This window comes from Paenibacillus sp. TAB_01 (genome assembly GCF_043945595.1).
Lineage (GTDB): Bacteria > Bacillota > Bacilli > Paenibacillales > NBRC-103111 > Paenibacillus_S.
The window spans coordinates 2,383,819-2,400,822 of record NZ_JBIFNP010000001.1 but is presented as its reverse complement, the minus strand read 5'-3'; the positions used below and the strand labels follow the sequence as shown (position 1 = coordinate 2,400,822).

Here is a 17,004-nt window from a genome sequence, read left to right as displayed (position 1 = left end):
CGACTTCAAAATCAGACCCTGAAACTATTCCGGGCTATTGGAAATAACCGGTTGAAAAGCGATCACTCGTCCCGGACTGTACTGCGGATTCAAATAATCCTGCGGGTTCGGACTAATGATCCGAACAATAGAAGCCTGCGTTGCATTAATAGGCTGCACCTGCATCGTGATCCCGTTGACCGAAACTTCCATAGGGTGGTCCTTCATGTCTTCCATCCCGCTCATCACTACATCGAGAGGCATTACCGTATATTGAATCACTGTACCATCCCTCCGGGAGAAGTCTGTCTTTTCTCTTCGATCCGGCGGTTAAGCTCGCGAATCGCATCGCCAATGCCGCCCATTGCATTTATTAGTCCGTATTTGACCGCATCCGCCCCGATAACCGTCGTTCCGATATCGCGGGTCAGCTCCCCTGTTTTAAACATCAGTTCTTTAATCTTCTCTTCTGTCACCCGAGAATGGCTGATGATGAACCGGATCACCCGTTCCTGCATTTTATCCAGGTATTCGAAAGTTTGCGGCACGCCAATAACCAAACCGTTCAATCGAATCGGATGGATCGTCATGGTGGCGGTTTCGGCAATAATCGAATAATTCGAAGACACGGCAATCGGCACACCGATAGAATGTCCTCCGCCTAATACCAGCGTAACGGTCGGCTTGGATAGGGTGGCAATCATCTCGGCAATAGCCAGTCCCGCTTCCACATCACCGCCCACCGTGTTCAAAATGATAAGCACGCCTTCGATTTTCGGATTTTGCTCCGCGGCTACTAGCTGAGGGATAAGGTGCTCATACTTCGTTGTCTTATTTTGCGGCGGGAGCACCAAATGACCCTCCACCTGACCAATGATCGTCATGCAAAAAATATTGGATTCCCCTGCCGGCGCAGCCGTTTGTCCCAACTGCTGAATCGTATCGACAACCGTATTTCTTTTCGCTTCCTCCGGATTCGGCTGTTGCGGCTGAGGCTGTTCCTGATTAAATGTAGTCATTGTTATCCCCCTAATTTTCCATGTCATCATCCTCCCTAGTATGGATGAAATCGGGGAAACTATACAAAATAACCCCACAAAGTGGGGCTTATGCTTCGAAGCGGACTCAGGTACTTTGCGGGGACTTCTATCATGTCAAAAAAGCTTATACGGCCTAAACCGTATAAGCTTCCTTGGTGCGTATATTCTAAGGGATCAAGTGACTAATGCTGCAACTACACTTCCATAATAATTGGAAGAATCATTGGTCTTCTTCTGGTTTGTTCATATAAAAATCGTCCTAATGCATCTTTAACATGGGTCTTCAGCGATGCCCATTCATTTACATTTTCACTCATCAACCGGTTGAGCGTACTCGTCACAATCCGGTTCGCTTCGTCAAGCAAGCCCTCGGATTCTCTTACATACACAAAGCCGCGAGAGATAATATCAGGCCCGGATAAAATCGTACCATCCTGTTTGCTTAGCGTAACTACGACAACCAGAATACCGTCCTGAGACAACAATTTACGGTCACGCAGAACGATATTACCTACATCGCCGACACCCAGACCATCGATCAGGATGTTACCCGAAGTGACCTTGGAGCCTTTGCGCGCAACTCCATCCTGAATTTCCACCGTATCTCCGTTGTCGATAATGAAAATATCTTCTTTGGGAATGCCAACCGACTCCGCAAGCAATCCGTGCTGACGCTGCATACGGTACTCACCGTGAATAGGCAGGAAATATTTCGGCTTCATGATGTTCAGCATCAGCTTCAGCTCTTCTTGGCTGGCATGACCTGATACATGGACTCCCGTAATGGAGCCCGGCCCGTAGATAACATGAGCACCGATTCTCATCAGCTCGTCAACCGTACGGCCTACATAACGCTCGTTGCCCGGAATCGGAGTTGCCGCGATAATAACGGTGTCTCCCGGCATAATATCCACTTTCCGGTGAGTCGATCTGGCCATGCGCGTCAGAGCCGACATAGGCTCTCCCTGACTTCCTGTAGACAAGATAACTACACGGTCTGCAGCTAATTTGTTTACCTCTTCAGGTTCAATCAGCATACCGTCCGGGATACGAAGGTATCCGAGCTCATGAGCTATTCCTACTACATTCACCATACTGCGGCCGATCACCGTTACCTTACGGCGAGTCACTTCCGCAGCGTCAATTACCTGCTGAATTCTATGAATATTCGAGGCGAAGGTAGCGATAATTACACGCTGCTTCGCTCTTCTAAATATTTCTTCGATTTGTACGCCGACACTTTTCTCCGAACCCGTATAGCCAGGACGCTCGGCATTGGTGCTATCCGACAAGAGGGCAAGAACACCCTTACTGCCGATCTCAGCCATCCGGTGCAAGTCCGCATACTGATCGTTTACTGGAGTTTGATCAAACTTAAAGTCTCCCGTATGAACGACGTTTCCTTCCGGAGTTTCCAAGCATACGCCTACCGAATCAGGAATACTATGATTGGTTTTAAAGAAAGTAGCCGTAATGACACCCAGCTTCAATTCCGATTCCGCATTGATAAGAATGCGTTTGGTCTCTCCCAGCAGGTTGGCTTCCTTCAATTTCGTCTCGATGAGACCAAGAGTAAGCTTGGTACCGTATACAGGAACGTTCAGATGCTTAAGTACATAAGGCAAACCGCCAATGTGATCCTCGTGTCCATGAGTAATGATAATACCTCTTACTTTCTCCCGATTCTCTGACAAGTACGTGATGTCCGGAATAACGATATCGATGCCAAGCATGTCCTCTTCGGGAAACTTCAACCCGCAGTCAATCACCACAATATCGTTCGCGTACTGCACAACGTACATATTTTTACCGATTTCGCCCGCGCCGCCCAGAGCGAAAATCGAAAGCTTATCTATATTTTTTTTAGACAATGAAAAATACCTCCTATTTAAAATTGACGACGAATTTTTGTATGAAGCATCAAACCAAAATACCGCACCAGTCACTTGCCACCATTATACATGATGAAAAACTACAATTACAAGCTGTCTAATTTACTGCCTATTGTTCCCTAAAAAAATAAAACCGATGCTGAAAAACACACCGATTTTATAAAGAGACATCATTCAAATAGGGAAGCAATGAATCGTCCTTCTTCTTCGGTTGCATCTATTAGTGGGAGCCGAACGCCGCCTACCTGTACCCCTTTGTGGTTCAAAGCGAACTTCACAGGGGCTGGATTAGGAACACGGTGCGGGCATTCAAACAATCCCTTAAATACCGGGTGAAGCTTCGCATGCAGTTGAACTGCTTCACGAACCTGTCCCTGTAAATAATAGTTTATCATAGATTTCATATCTTTTCCAATCACATGACTGGCTACGCTGATAATGCCATGCGCTCCAATGGATAAAGCCGGAAGCGTCATGCTGTCTTCTCCGCTGTATACCAGAAAGCCCGGCGCCGCGCCTGCCGCGATCTGGGTCAATTGATCCAGGTCGGCACAGTCTTTGGTGGCCGCAATGTTAGGCAGCTGGGAAAGTCTGATGGTTGTTTCTGCGCTAATATTAACCCCTGTACGGCCTGGTACGTTATACAGGATGCACGGGATATTTACCGCTTCTGCAACCGCTTTATAGTGCTGATACAGACCCTCTTGGGAAGGACGGTTATAATATGGCGCAACGAGCAGCAGCCCGTCTACGCCAAGCTTTTCGGCTTCCTCGGAAAGATGAATCGTATGTGCGGTATCATTGCTGCCGGTTCCGGCAATAATTTTAACACGGCCTTTAGCATGCTTTACGGCAAAATCGAACAATTGAAGCTTTTCTTCTTCCGTGAGCGTCGGCGATTCTCCCGTTGTTCCGCAGATAACCAAGCCGTCGTTTCCTTGCTCTTCGATCAGATAATCCATTAGCTTGCCTACTTGATTCCAATCGATGTTAAGCTCGCTGTCAAATGGCGTCACCATAGCTGTAATCAGTCTTCCGAAATCCACTGCAAACTCCTCCTACTATCTTTATCGGTGCAATTGAAATTTTTTGTGCAGGGCACGGACCGCATCGGCCATATCGTCTCCCTTTACAAGAACCCAAATGGTCGTATTGGAGTCCGCGGACTGCAAAATATTTATATCATTTTCCGTCAATGCCTCAACAATATGCGCCATAATGCCCGGAACGCCGTTCATGCCGCCTCCGATAATCGACACTTTCGCACAATGCGGAACATAGGCCGGTTTATATCCCAATTCAGTTAAAATGGATAAAGCCCGTTCGGCTTCATAATCGAACACCGTGTACACAACACCAGAAGGATTCACGTTAATAAAATCCACGCTGATATGATGCTGCGCCATCGATTTAAACACTTTCAGCTGTAAATCATATACTCCGTCTCCCGCTGCTACATGGATCTGAGTAATGTCGGAAAAATTGGCAATGCCCGTAACAAAACGGTCTTGTATCATGTCCTCTTTGTTAACAATAGCATCGGAATGAGTTACCAGCGTTCCTGTATCCTTGCTAAACGTTGAACGTACGCGAATCGGGATGCCAGCATGCATGGCCACTTCTACCGCCCGCGGATGAATTACTTTGGCGCCATGATGCGCCATGTTGCAAATTTCCATATAGGAAACGACAGGAATTCTTCTCGCTTCCTTTACAATTCGAGGATCGGCGGTCAATATTCCTTCTACATCGGTAAAAATATCGACCATTTCCGCTTTCAATGCTGCGCCTAACGCCGTAGCGGTCGTATCACTGCCGCCCCGTCCCAGCGTCGTCCAATCATGAAGCTTGCTTTCTCCTTGAAACCCCGTAACAATGACGACTTTGTCCTTCTCCAGAAGCTTAAGAATCCGTTCGGGATGAATCGACACAATCTGCGCATTGCCGAAATCTTCATTCGTGATAATCCCTGCCTGCGCTCCCGAAAGAACGGACGACGAAATTCCGCTAGCATGCAGCAAGCTGCACAGTGTCGCTGCAGAAATAAGTTCCCCGCAGCACATAAGCATATCTTTCTCACGGGCCGGCAGCTGGTTGCCGTTGCTGCTTATCCAATCCAGCAAAGTGTCCGTTGCATAGGGCTCGCCTTTCCTCCCCATTGCCGATACGACGATAACTAGTTTGTACTCTAGCGATAATGCATCTTGAATGTGTTGTATGACTTGAGCTCTGGCTTCGACAGTAGAAAGGGACGTGCCTCCGAATTTCTGCACTAGAATCTTCATGAGGATCCCCCTAAAAAGCTTCCACGAAGAGAAGCATACTTCGTAAGCGTAAATCGGGATTCTCCAAAGAGAAGCCCCTTGTAACATCATAAGTCGAGCTTCAGCAAAAAAGAACCTTTCTTGATAAAGCCCTCCGTCACGATGACGAAACAAAAGCTAGGCTTCCATAGCGGAAGCCAGCCTCTTATTCCTGTTCAATAGCGATATATTCCGCAATTTGAACCGCATTCCAAGCTGCGCCTTTCAGCAGATTGTCGGAGACAATCCACATGTTCAGGCCGCGAGGATTGCTCAAATCGCGTCGTACGCGTCCGACGAACGTATCCAGCTTGCCGGCGGCGTCGGTCGCGAGCGGATATTGCTGCTCGGCAGGATTATCCAGCAATACAATGCCCGGAGCGTCCGCAAGAAGCTGCTTCACTTCTTCGACATCGAAATCCTGCTTCAATTCTACATAAACCGACTCGGAATGGCCGTAAACGACCGGGATGCGCACACAGGTTGCCGTGACTTCCAGCGAGTCGTCATCCATGATTTTCTTCGTCTCGTTAATCATTTTCATTTCTTCATAGGTAAAGCCATTGTCCGTAAATTTATCAATCTGCGGAATCGCGTTAAACGCGATTTGATGCTTGACCGGAAGTGCGCCGACAGGCAAAATTTGCGGTTCCACTGTGTTACCCGCCAAAATTTCCTTGGATTGGCGAAGCATTTCATCGATTGCACGCGCTCCGGCTCCCGATACCGCCTGGTAAGTCGAGACGATAATGCGCGAAATCCCATAACGGTCATACAATGGCTTTAAAGCAGCTACCATCTGAATCGTAGAACAGTTGGGATTTGCAATGACTCCCTTGTGCTCGTTGATCTTGTCAATATTCACTTCCGGCACAACCAGCGGAGTCTCAGGGTCCATGCGGAATGCGCTCGTGTTATCGATACATACCGCGCCATGCCGCACCGCATGAGGAATCAACTCCTGGCTGACGCTGCCTCCTGCACTGAACAGTGCAATATCAATGCCTTCAAAGCTATCTGGAGTCGCCGCCTTGACGGTGACTTCATTTCCTTTAAACGTCAACTTCGTTCCGGCTGAACGCTCGGAAGATAACAGGGTAAGCTCATGAATGGGGAAATTGCGCGACTCCAGCAAACGGATGATTTGCTCGCCTACGGCACCTGTTGCTCCAACTACTGCCACATTGAATAACTTTTGACTGGACATCAGTTTGTCTCTCCCCTGTGCTGAGTGAATATTAATAATTGAACCGTTCAATTACCATGGGCTGGAGCTGTTTCCCTTCCAGAGCCGATTCACAAGCCTCCATAATCAAATCCATACGGGCAACTAGGGAATTCGGCTTCGCAGTTGGCGCGTCCTGTCCGAACGGAACAAAGTATATGTTTTTGGTAATAAGCAGTTTACCGATATTCATAGCGTTCAAACCAAGACCGTCGTTGGTCGAAATGGCCAAAACCAGCGGCCGGTGATTGCGCATTTGCGCTTTAGCGGCCATCAGCACCGGGCTTTCCGTCATCGCATTAGCCAGCTTGCTCGTTGTGTTCCCCGTGCAGGGTGCAATCACAAGCACATCCAGCAGCTTCGACGGGCCGAGCGGCTCGGCATCTACAATTGAAGCAATAATATCATTCCCGGTAATCTCTTTCAACTGCTTCTGCCAATTTTCCGAGGTGCCAAAGCGTGTATCCGTCGTTAAAATAGTATTGGAAACAATCGGAATCACTCTTGCTCCCGCATCGACAAAGCGTTGAATTTGAGGCATTACCTCTTCAAACGTACAATGAGAACCTGTTAGCGCAAAACCTACGGTTTTCCCCTGCCAATTCATTCCACATTCCTCCTCTGACTTGCATCCTCAAGAATAATACGGCTTAAGGTGTCGGCAATAATGCGACCTGCTGTCTTCGGCGCGACGATCCCGGGAAGTCCCGGTGCAAGCAATGCCTTGATCCCCCGCTTCTCGGCAAAACGAAAATCCGTCCCGCCCGGCTTGGAGGCCAAGTCAATGATCACTGCGCGATGTGGAATATTGGCAATAATTTGCGCTGTGACTATCATAGACGGAATTGTGTTAAAAAGCAAGTCAATATTCGCCACCTCAGCATGCAGATCCTTTGTATAAAACGGGCTGAACCCCATTTCCCAAGCTCGCGCAAAATACTCCGGCTTATTGACGCCCACCTTCACTTTGGCCCCCAGCCCTTGAAGCGATCTTGCAACCGTAATTCCCGTTCTTCCGAAACCGAGCACCATCGATTGTGAACCGTGTATCGTAAAATCCGTATTTTGCACAGCCATCATCAGCGCACCTTCCGCTGTCGGGATGGAGTTAAGTATGGCCACATCATCCCTATCGAACAATTCAATCAGCGTTATGGACGCTTGAGCGCACAGCTTCCTTAAGTAAGGCTTTGCCATACCCGTGAAGACTTTGGCGTGCTTCGGCAAAGCTTGGATGTGTTCTTCCTTCAAAATTAGCTCTTTCGATGAAAAAATACTTTCTACATGACCGTGATCATCTGTACCTACAGCAGGTAAAATGATTGCGTCCGTCGCCTCAAGGGTTTCAGGGCTCAGCTCCGCTTTCGTAATGCCGGAAAATTGATTTTGCAAATTATCAAATCCGATCAGAACGATAGAAGCATCCAGTTCAGCACATTTATGAATGACTTCAAGCTGGCGAGCATCACCACCGATCAGGGCCACTTGAATTCCTGTAAGCATTCATTCTCACCTCTTTCTAAGTCGCTTTCGATAACTCATCTTATGCCGTCGCCCATGAATGGGTTACTTGCCTTAGAAAGAAAGGCACGGGACACAGATCGCGTGCAACAAAAAAACACCTTCTATTAGGAAGGTGTTCGCATTAAAGTTTATTTGGTTCCCGTATGTCCGAAGCCGCCTGAGCCCCGCTCGGTGTCGCTCAGCTCTTCCACATGCAGCAATTCGATCTGCGGAACGATTTGAAAAACCATCTGAGCAATACGCTCATTGCGTTCTATCTTAAAAGGCTCCGCCCCGTGATTGATCAGCAGAACCTTGACCTCTCCGCGGTAATCGGCATCGATCGTCCCAGGAGAATTCAATGTCGTAATGCCATGCTTGAGCGCCAGCCCGCTTCTCGGGCGAATCTGGGCTTCAAGCTCCGGCGGCATAGCCAGCGAAAATCCGGTCGGAATCAAAGCGCGTTCTCCCGGCTGCAGAATGACCGGTTTCGATACGGCTGCGTGAATATCATAGCCGCTGGCCAGCGCGGACATTTTTTGCGGGGGACGGACATCCTCGCTGCCCGGCAGCCGTTTGATTTGAACGTTATACAAGCTGATCCCTCCTGAAGCCATCGATCACATCGTGCTTTTGTCCGACCATGGACAGGGCGAACGGCTTGGAGAGCATGCTTTGTACCAGCTTATGAATATGCTCGAGCTCCACGCTTTCAATCCGCTCGATAATTTCATCCATGCTGTAATGCTTGCCGAGCATCAGCTCATTTTTACCGATCCGGTTCATCCGGCTGCTGGTGCTCTCCAGACTCAAGATCAGGCTGCCCTTCATCTGCTCCTTGCCTTTTCTCAGCTCGGATGCGGTCAGTCCCTTTTGTTTAATTTCACTCATCATTTCCATCGTTACCTTCAGCACATCTGCTGTCTGCTTAGGCGCCGTTCCGGTGTAAATAGTAAACATGCCGCCGTCCTGATAAGACGTATGATAGGAATAGACCGAGTAAGCCATTCCGCGTTTTTCCCGGATCTCCTGGAACAAGCGGGAGCTCATTCCGCCGCCCACGGCATTATTCAACAGAATCATCGCATACAATTGATCGTCGTTTGCCGCCAAGCCGGGGAGCGAGATACAAATATGATTCTGCTCAGTTTTCTTCTCATGGTATTTCAAATTACCCGCGAAGCCAGGAGCAGTCAGCGGCTGTTCGCTGCCCTGATTTTGAAATTCGCCGAAATGCTGCTCAATGAGTTGGACGACACTATCGTCCACATTTCCTGCAATAGCGATAACCGTACGGTCAATCGTATAATGCTCTTTCATGTAATTGCGCAGCGTATCGGAATTCATGGCGGTCAGATTCTGTTCCGTGCCAATAATAGTATACCCTAGAGAGTGCTCCTCGAAGGCTGCCTTCGCAATCAGGTCATGAACCATATCATCCGGCGTATCCTCATACATCGAAATTTCTTCGAATATGACGTTCTTTTCTTTCTCCAGCTCCGCAGGATCGAATGCCGAGCGAAAGAACATGTCGGACAGCGTTTCTACGGCGATAGGCAGATGCTCATCCAGTACCTTGGCATAGTAGCATGTGTACTCCTTGGATGTGAAGGCATTCACATTGCCCCCGATCCCGTCGAATTGCTCTGCAATATCTTTGGCCGAATATTTCTCCGTGCCTTTAAAAAGCATATGTTCGATAAAATGGGAAATACCGTTATTATGTATCGTTTCATTGCGTGATCCGGTTTTGACCCAAATCCCGAAGGATACCGACCTGCATGTCGGGATGGGTTCAACAATGACCCGCAGTCCATTGCTCAATCTGTATTTATTCAATGAATGGAGCCTCCTTGTAAATCTCTGTATGTACGTTTCTGATCTTACCATTATTGGACGGCAGACTCAACCTCGGGGATACGGTTAGGTGAAATAAGCTCGCTCACCGTACCGAGGCGAAGCCCCTTGCTCTTAATGACACGAATCATCTCTTCTAAGGCTATGCTTGAGGAAGCGGTAGGATGCATAAGAATAAGCGAGCCCGGCTCGACACGCGTAGAAATTTTGCGAACGATGGAGGCCGGCTGGGGCTTGGTCCAATCCACCGTGTCCAACGTCCATAGAATGGTGCGAAGCTTCAGCTCGTGGGCAATGTCGACGGTCGCTTGATTAAAATCGCCCGAAGGCGGCGCGAACAGGGTGTTCTGCACGCCCAATTCCTTTTCCAGCAGCTGCTGGGTTTTACTGATTTCCGAGATGGTTTGCGATCTGGACAGCTGGCTCATATTTTTATGCGAATAGGCATGATTGGACAGCTCATGTCCCTTTTCTTTAATTAAACGGGCCGTCGGGATATTGTTTTTCAGCCAGCTTCCGTCAAAGAAGAAAGTTGCATGCACCTGCTCCTTTTCGAGAACCTCCAGCATTTTCGGCAAAAATTCGTTCCCCCACGCCACATTGATCATCAGGGAAACCATCGGTTTCTTCGGATTTCCTTTATAGATGGGGACGGCTCCCAGCTGGTCCAACCCCACGGCTGGCGGCACTTCCCTCATGACAAGCTTTAAGTTATCGCTTAGAGGGAGCTCTTGCGTCAAAGCGAGAGACTTCTCTACGTCCACCTCCAGCCCGTTATAGCCAGGAATGGCTTTCCATACCCGATCTACTTGAGCATTGACGGGGGCGATTCTCCTTTTGACCGCTTCCGCCTGAATTTTCTCCAGCAGCCCCGTCTGATCCTGGCGCATTCCCAGTCTGGAGGATAAGGCAGACAAAGAATAAGGCGAGCTTGCCGAGGACAAGTTCGATTGCTGTCTTGCATGCTGAACAAAGGCCTGCATACTTTGGGATTGCTGGAGTCCGACAAGCATACTGACAAATAGACCGGACAGCACTAACACCTGAACACGTTTCATACCGTTGCTCCTGTCGTTAGATTGTTTGTCCCATCATATGCGGGCGCGGACAAGATTAGAACAAAACAAAAAGAGACAGATGGATCTGGCTCTTTATCGTTCTTGCTTATGAGATTGGTTTAAGATTGTGCTGGAACTTGCGCTGTCAGCACCGCTTTGCGGGAAAGATTGACGCGGCCCTGCTGATCGATTTCCGTCACTTTGACCGTGATGGAATCACCGACAGCTACCACATCCTCTGTCTTAGCTACACGCTCGGTAGAGAGCTGAGAAATGTGCACCAAGCCTTCCTTGCCCGGTAAAATTTCTACGAATGCGCCGAACTTCTCGACACGTTTTACTTTACCCAGGTAAGTTTCGCCTACGACAACCTCTTTCACAATACCTTCGATGATTTGGCGGGCTTTCTCGTTCATTTGCTGGTTAGACGATGCGATAAAGACGCGTCCATCCTGTTCAATGTCGATTTTCACGCCGGTTTCTTCAATGATCTTGTTGATGATCTTACCGCCTGCGCCAATGACATCACGGATTTTATCCGGATTGATGTGCATTGTAATAATTTTAGGCGCATATTCGGAAAGCTGCGATTTAGGCTCTTGAATGCGCTCCAGCATTTTGCCGAGGATGTGCATCCGGCCTTTTTTCGCCTGCTCCAGCGCTTGGGTCAAGATGTCGCGGTTAATTCCGTCGATCTTGATATCCATTTGCAGCGCCGTTACGCCTGCCGCCGTACCTGCTACTTTAAAGTCCATGTCGCCCAAATGGTCTTCCATCCCTTGAATGTCCGTCAAGATCGAGAAGTGATCTCCATCCTTGATCAAGCCCATGGCTACCCCTGCAACCGGCGCTTTAATCGGAACGCCTGCATCCATCATCGCCAAGGTACTTGCGCAAATGCTGGCTTGGGAGGTCGAACCGTTCGATTCCAACACTTCGGATACAAGACGAATCGTATACGGGAAGTCGGTTTCCGAAGGAATAACCGGCTCCAACGCGCGTTCGCCCAATGCGCCGTGACCGATCTCGCGGCGGCCCGGAGGACGAAGCGGTCTTGCTTCCCCTACGCTGAACGGAGGGAAGTTATAATGGTGCATGAAACGCTTGGTTTCTTCCAAATCCAACCCGTCCAAAATTTGAACGTCGCCCAATGCGCCAAGCGTACAAATGCTCAAAGCCTGAGTTTGTCCGCGTGTAAACAAGCCGGAGCCATGCGTCCGCGGAAGCAGGTTGATGTCGCATTCGATCGGACGAATTTCGTCCAGCTGACGTCCGTCCGGTCTCACTTTGTCATGCGTAATGAGACGACGTACTTCTTCTTTGACGATATCATACAGCGTTTCTTTCACATCAGCCAGCTTTTCGGGTGCATCGGCATACTGCTCGGTAAAATGCTCCACGCTCTCCGCATTGATCGCGTCGATCGCTTCCTGTCTTGCATGCTTCTCCGCAATTTTGACCGCTTCGACCAGTCTTGCCTGAGCGAATGCTCTAACGTCGCTGTTCACAGACGCGTCAACCGTATGTAATTTCACTTCCATCTTCGGCTTGCCCGCTTCTTGAACCAATTGCTCTTGGATAGCTACGATCTTACGGATTTCATCATGACCGAACATGATGGCCTCAAGCATCACTTCTTCAGGCACTTCGTCCGCGCCCGCTTCAACCATCATAATGGCATCCTTCGTGCCTGCCACGACGAGGTGCAGGTCGCTCTTATCGGCTTGCTCCAGCGTCGGGTTAATAACGAACTGTCCGTCTACGCGTCCTACAATAACTCCGCCTACCGGACCGTTGAATGGCACATCCGAGATGCTGAGCGCTGCCGAAACGCCGATCATTGCCGCGATTTCCGGCGTACATTCCTGATCCACGCTCATGACGATGGCTACGATCTGAACATCGTTACGGAAACCTTCCGGAAACAACGGACGAATCGGACGGTCAGTCAACCGGCTGGCCAGAATCGCTTTCTCGCTCGGACGTCCTTCCCGCTTGATAAAGCCTCCGGGAATTTTCCCGACGGAATATAAACGTTCCTCATAGTTAACGGTTAACGGGAAGAAATCCAGATCCTTCGGTTCCGAAGACGCTGTTACCGTACAAAGCACCACCGTATCCCCGTATCTTGCTGTCACCGCTGCATTGGCTTGCTTGGCCAAACGGCCCGTTTCAAGAATGAACGGACGCCCGCCCAAATCCATTTGAACTCTTTTCTCCATAAAATCCTCCTAAGCAACATTGCTGTTGTCTGGCTAGTTACATCCACATATCACTTCTGCATACTGCCTAGTATTTCCTTCTTTTTCGAAATAAATCTCTCTTCGGCCTTAAAACATACGAAAAAGCAACCGCGCGCTCCTGTCCAAGCCCAAACTGGACATGAACAGAAAACAACGATGGTTGCTCACGTAATTCATCGTATTAGCGGCGAAGACCCAGCTTCTCGATCAATGCGCTGTAACGTTTAACGTCTTTGTTTTTCAAATACGTCAACAGCTTACGGCGTTGACCTACCATTTTCAAAAGACCGCGACGGGAATGGTGATCCTTCTTGTGCGTTTTCAAGTGGTTAGTCAAGTTAACGATGTTCTCAGTAAGAATCGCAACTTGTACTTCAGGAGACCCTGTGTCGGACTCGTGAGTTTTGTGAGTTTGGATCAGTTCTTGCTTACGTTCTTGTGTCAATGCCATGTTCAATCTACCTCCGTTAATTGTATATCCCCATTGGCCCAGAGAGCGGCGGAGTACTCGTTTCTCCACGCCAAGGTTCATGCTGACGGATCTATCGATCCACAACGAGTTTTAGTATAGCACAGGTAGAGCATAAAAGTAAAATAAATGCCCGAATTATCCCCGGCCGCTGGTTAATAAGGTCTTTGCCTGATCCGCATCCCGGTGAATCTGGCTGATTAATTCGTCAATTGCACTGAATTTGCGTTCCGGTCTCAGGTAAGAGATGAATTCAATAGTCAGTTCCTTCCCATAGACGGATTCGGAAAAATCGAACAAATCGGACCTCCAAGGTCGGCTTCTCCAAATTATCCACAAAGGTCGGCTTCTTCCCGAGATTCATCACACCGTTATAGGCTGTGCCGTCCAGCACGGCCCGAACTGCGTAAACCCCTAATGCGGGCGTGACGAACGGCTCGTGTAATTCAACATTGGCGGTAGGAAAACCGATGGTTCTGCCTCTGCCGTCTCCCGTGACAATGGTTCCTCTGACCGCATAAGGCCGGCCGAGCAAGGCATTGGCCTCCTCGACCTGTCCCGCCAGCAAATGCTCGCGAACGAGCGTGCTGCTGACCTTGCTGCCGTTGCGCTGAAACGGGCGGATAATCTCCACCGCAAAACGGCCGTGTGCAAGCTCGCACAATGTATCCGGCGTCCCTGCGCCCAAATAGCCGAAGGTAAAGTCAAAGCCGACGATAACCGTATTCACCTGCATCGGGATCAGCATATGCTCCACGAATTGCTCGGGAGTCACCTTCATCAAATCCGCGTCGAACGAAACGATATACAGGTAATCCACGCCCAGCTGCTCCAGCTGCCGCTGCTTTTGGCTGACTGGCGTCAGCAGGGTGGTGTACTTTTGCTGGCCGAGCACCTCGCGGGGATGCGGATGAAACGTCATGATAGACGTCGGGATGCCAAGACGCTTCCCGTCCTCCAGCGCACGTTTGATCACTTCCTGATGACCTAGATGCACGCCGTCGAAATCCCCGATCGCCAGTACCTGAGGCTGCTTAACCGCCTGCGAGTCGGACGCGCTGATAGGATATGATAACTTTATAGATTGCATAGTTTCCGTCGTCACCTACAATTCTATTGAAACGAAGCTTTCGTAAGGGCTTAACAGCTCAAGAAAATACTTTCACCGGGTGAAGCTCTCCGCTGCTGAGATTCCATTTGAAAATCCCGATAAACCGCGTATCCGCGGCATAGGCGGCATAAAGATCGCCGGACTCTTCGTCCGTCATCTGCTTACTTGGCGGAGGCACGACCAGCTTTTGGCCAAGCAGTGCCTTTTTCGTCTGCACTTCGTTCAAATGCACGGAAGGCATATGAGCAAGGGCCGCTTCCGCCGGAATGAGCTTGTCCGCCAGCGTCCCCTGCTGCTGCAGCTGCTCGATCTGCTCCAGCGTCAGGCACTGCTCCTGCCGGATGTTGCCCGTAGACGTGCGCACAAGCTCGGACATCACGGCCGGATAACCCAATGCCTTACCGATATCTACGCACAGCGTCCGGATATAAGTTCCTTTGGAGCACTGCACGCGAAACCGCACCTCCGGATACGCCTGCGTCAAATCCATCTGCAGGATCTGGATATCGTGTATGGTGACCGTTCGGGACTTTCGCTCTACTTCCATGCCTTGACGTGCCAGCTCATACAGCCGCTTCCCGTCCACCTTAACAGCGGAATACATAGGCGGCACCTGTTGGATGTCACCTATGAACGAAAAAATTGCCGTCCGTACCTGCTCTTCGGTTAAGCGTACCTCTTGATCCGCTCGTGCAATAACTTGACCGCCCGCATCTTCAGTGTCCGTGGCATAACCGATTTTGAGCGCAGCCTCGTACTCCTTGGGAAGCTCTTGAATATATTCTACAAGCCGTGTGGCTCTCCCTAAACAGAGCGGCAAAACGCCGGTTACCTGAGGATCCAGGGTTCCGGTATGACCGATCCGCTTCATTCGGAGGATCCGCCTCAGCTTGGCTACAACATCATGCGAAGTGAAGCCCGCAGGCTTCCACACCGGTAATACGCCTTCCAATCCATCCATGGTCATGCTAATGCCAGCCCTACTTCCTTTACGACCCGCTCAATCGCTTCTTCTAACGTTCCCTGCACGGCACAGCCTGCCGCACGGACATGTCCGCCGCCGCCAAAGCTTTGGGCCACCTGAGCCACGTCTACCTTTCCTGCGGAGCGCAGACTCACCTTTACGATGCCGTCCCTCTCCTTAAAAAGAAGTCCGACCTCGACGCCCTCCACATTCCGCGGATAATTGACCAGCCCGTCCAGATCCTCGCCGGAAGCGCCGGTTACAGCCAAGTCGTCCAATGTTACCGCAAGCCAGCCTACCTGATTGTTATGCGCGAAGCTCAACGAATTCAAGGTTCTTTGAAGAAGCGTTACTTGCGGATAGGTCAGCTTTTCCAGCAGCCGTTCGGCGAGTTCGTGGCCTTGCACGCCCCGCTGCAGCAAATCTGCTGCAATTTGCATCACTTTCGGAGTCGTATTAGCGTAACGAAACCCTCCGGTATCCGTCAGAAGACCGGAATAGATACAAACGTTCAGCTCGTGAAACAGCGATATCCCCAGTTCAAGCGAGAGATCATATAAGATCTCGACGGTTGCCGCGGCATCCGACCGGATGACATTGCAGGCCCCGAAGCGATCGTTGGTTGCATGATGATCTACATTTAATAGAGAAGCACCCTCGGCGAAAACTTGATGAACCTTCCCGATCCGGGAAAAATCGGCGCAATCCACCGCAATTACATGGTTAAACAGCTCGGCAATCGGCAGAGCTTCATAGCTTAACACTTCATGCTTGCCTGCCGCCATATAAAGGAACTTGCCCGGGATCGGCCCCTCGTTCATCAGAGTAAACCGTTTACCTAAGGCGCTCAGCATCCAGGCTACAGCATAAGTGGAGCCCGCGGCATCCCCATCCGGCTGGATGTGGGATACCACAAGAAAATCATCCTTTTCTTGAATAAAGCGGGCCGCTTCCTGCAGTTGTTTCGAATAAGCCTCGAGAGGAACGCCGGCCTCTGTCATGGCTGGACGTTCTCCCCGTTGATTTGACCGAGCAGCTTCTCGATATGACTGCCATAATCAATCGAAGCGTCAAAGCGGAAAATAAGGTCCGGAATTTTGCGCAGACGGATTCTTTTGCCGAGCTCGGAACGGATAAACCCGCTGCCGCGGCCCAGCGCCTTCAACGTTTCTGCCTTCTGCTCATCCGTACCCAGGACGCTCAGAAAAATTTTGGCCTGGGACAGGTCGTTCGTCACGTCCACACCGGTTACCGTAATGAAGCCGATGCGCGGATCTTTTAACTCCGACTGAATGATTTGGCTAAGTTCTTTCTTGATTTGTTCTCCGACTCTACCTACGCGAACACGCGCCATGCCCAA

General features: G+C 49.9%; 18 protein-coding genes. All 18 read right to left on the bottom strand.

What is annotated here, in order from left to right; genetic code table 11:
* Positions 1–24: 24 nt before the first annotated feature.
* Positions 25–261 (bottom strand): YlzJ-like family protein, encoded by a 237-nt coding sequence (locus tag ACHHV8_RS11685; RefSeq protein WP_395158423.1) that lies wholly within the window; start codon positions 259–261, stop codon positions 25–27.
* A complete protein-coding gene (locus ACHHV8_RS11680; RefSeq protein ID WP_395158422.1) occupies positions 258–998 on the bottom strand; it encodes a ClpP family protease in 741 nt (246 codons plus the stop codon). Before ACHHV8_RS11680 ends, ACHHV8_RS11685 begins: the two co-directional genes overlap by 4 nt.
* A gap of 215 nt (positions 999–1,213) precedes the next feature.
* Positions 1,214–2,890 carry a ribonuclease J gene (locus tag ACHHV8_RS11675; RefSeq protein WP_395158421.1) on the bottom strand — a complete coding sequence of 559 codons (1,677 nt, stop codon included), beginning with the start codon at positions 2,888–2,890 and terminating at the stop codon, positions 1,214–1,216.
* A gap of 191 nt (positions 2,891–3,081) precedes the next feature.
* Positions 3,082–3,957 (bottom strand): 4-hydroxy-tetrahydrodipicolinate synthase, encoded by an 876-nt coding sequence (dapA, locus tag ACHHV8_RS11670; RefSeq protein WP_395158420.1) that lies wholly within the window; start codon positions 3,955–3,957, stop codon positions 3,082–3,084.
* A 21-nt stretch (positions 3,958–3,978) separates the two neighbouring features.
* On the bottom strand, positions 3,979–5,196 hold the full coding sequence (dapG, locus tag ACHHV8_RS11665) for an aspartate kinase (RefSeq protein ID WP_395158419.1): 1,218 nt from the start codon (positions 5,194–5,196) through the stop codon (positions 3,979–3,981).
* A gap of 184 nt (positions 5,197–5,380) precedes the next feature.
* Complete coding sequence (locus ACHHV8_RS11660; RefSeq protein ID WP_395158418.1) at positions 5,381–6,421, bottom strand: aspartate-semialdehyde dehydrogenase; 1,041 nt, start codon at positions 6,419–6,421, stop codon at positions 5,381–5,383.
* Positions 6,422–6,452: 31 nt separating this feature from the next.
* A complete protein-coding gene (locus tag ACHHV8_RS11655) occupies positions 6,453–7,046 on the bottom strand; it encodes a dipicolinate synthase subunit B (RefSeq protein WP_395158417.1) in 594 nt (197 codons plus the stop codon).
* Positions 7,043–7,942 (bottom strand): dipicolinate synthase subunit DpsA, encoded by a 900-nt coding sequence (gene dpsA, locus ACHHV8_RS11650; RefSeq protein WP_395158416.1) that lies wholly within the window; start codon positions 7,940–7,942, stop codon positions 7,043–7,045. Before dpsA ends, ACHHV8_RS11655 begins: the two co-directional genes overlap by 4 nt.
* A gap of 149 nt (positions 7,943–8,091) precedes the next feature.
* Positions 8,092–8,559 carry a dUTP diphosphatase gene (gene dut, locus ACHHV8_RS11645; protein ID WP_395158415.1) on the bottom strand — a complete coding sequence of 156 codons (468 nt, stop codon included), beginning with the start codon at positions 8,557–8,559 and terminating at the stop codon, positions 8,092–8,094.
* The gene (locus ACHHV8_RS11640) at positions 8,531–9,781 is read right to left on the bottom strand and encodes a M16 family metallopeptidase (protein ID WP_395158414.1); all 1,251 of its coding nucleotides are present in this window, start codon (positions 9,779–9,781) and stop codon (positions 8,531–8,533) included. The genes dut and ACHHV8_RS11640 overlap by 29 nt, the downstream gene beginning before the upstream one ends.
* 50 nt (positions 9,782–9,831) lie before the next feature.
* A complete protein-coding gene (locus ACHHV8_RS11635; protein WP_395158413.1) occupies positions 9,832–10,857 on the bottom strand; it encodes a polysaccharide deacetylase family protein in 1,026 nt (341 codons plus the stop codon).
* 119 nt (positions 10,858–10,976) lie between these two features.
* Positions 10,977–13,079, bottom strand: coding sequence for a polyribonucleotide nucleotidyltransferase (pnp, locus tag ACHHV8_RS11630; RefSeq protein ID WP_395158412.1), 2,103 nt, complete (start codon positions 13,077–13,079; stop codon positions 10,977–10,979).
* 202 nt (positions 13,080–13,281) lie between these two features.
* The gene (rpsO, locus tag ACHHV8_RS11625) at positions 13,282–13,551 is read right to left on the bottom strand and encodes a 30S ribosomal protein S15 (RefSeq protein ID WP_025850707.1); all 270 of its coding nucleotides are present in this window, start codon (positions 13,549–13,551) and stop codon (positions 13,282–13,284) included.
* Between the two features lie 156 nt (positions 13,552–13,707).
* The gene (locus ACHHV8_RS11620) at positions 13,708–13,869 is read right to left on the bottom strand and encodes a riboflavin kinase (RefSeq protein ID WP_395158411.1); all 162 of its coding nucleotides are present in this window, start codon (positions 13,867–13,869) and stop codon (positions 13,708–13,710) included.
* Positions 13,823–14,659 (bottom strand): riboflavin biosynthesis protein RibF, encoded by an 837-nt coding sequence (gene ribF / locus ACHHV8_RS11615; RefSeq protein ID WP_395158410.1) that lies wholly within the window; start codon positions 14,657–14,659, stop codon positions 13,823–13,825. Before ribF ends, ACHHV8_RS11620 begins: the two co-directional genes overlap by 47 nt.
* A 58-nt stretch (positions 14,660–14,717) precedes the next feature.
* The gene (gene truB / locus ACHHV8_RS11610; protein ID WP_483874878.1) at positions 14,718–15,647 is read right to left on the bottom strand and encodes a tRNA pseudouridine(55) synthase TruB; all 930 of its coding nucleotides are present in this window, start codon (positions 15,645–15,647) and stop codon (positions 14,718–14,720) included.
* Positions 15,644–16,645 (bottom strand): DHH family phosphoesterase, encoded by a 1,002-nt coding sequence (locus ACHHV8_RS11605; RefSeq protein WP_395158409.1) that lies wholly within the window; start codon positions 16,643–16,645, stop codon positions 15,644–15,646. The genes truB and ACHHV8_RS11605 overlap by 4 nt, the downstream gene beginning before the upstream one ends.
* The gene (gene rbfA / locus ACHHV8_RS11600; RefSeq protein WP_395158408.1) at positions 16,642–16,998 is read right to left on the bottom strand and encodes a 30S ribosome-binding factor RbfA; all 357 of its coding nucleotides are present in this window, start codon (positions 16,996–16,998) and stop codon (positions 16,642–16,644) included. The genes ACHHV8_RS11605 and rbfA overlap by 4 nt, the downstream gene beginning before the upstream one ends.
* Positions 16,999–17,004: the final 6 nt, after the last annotated feature.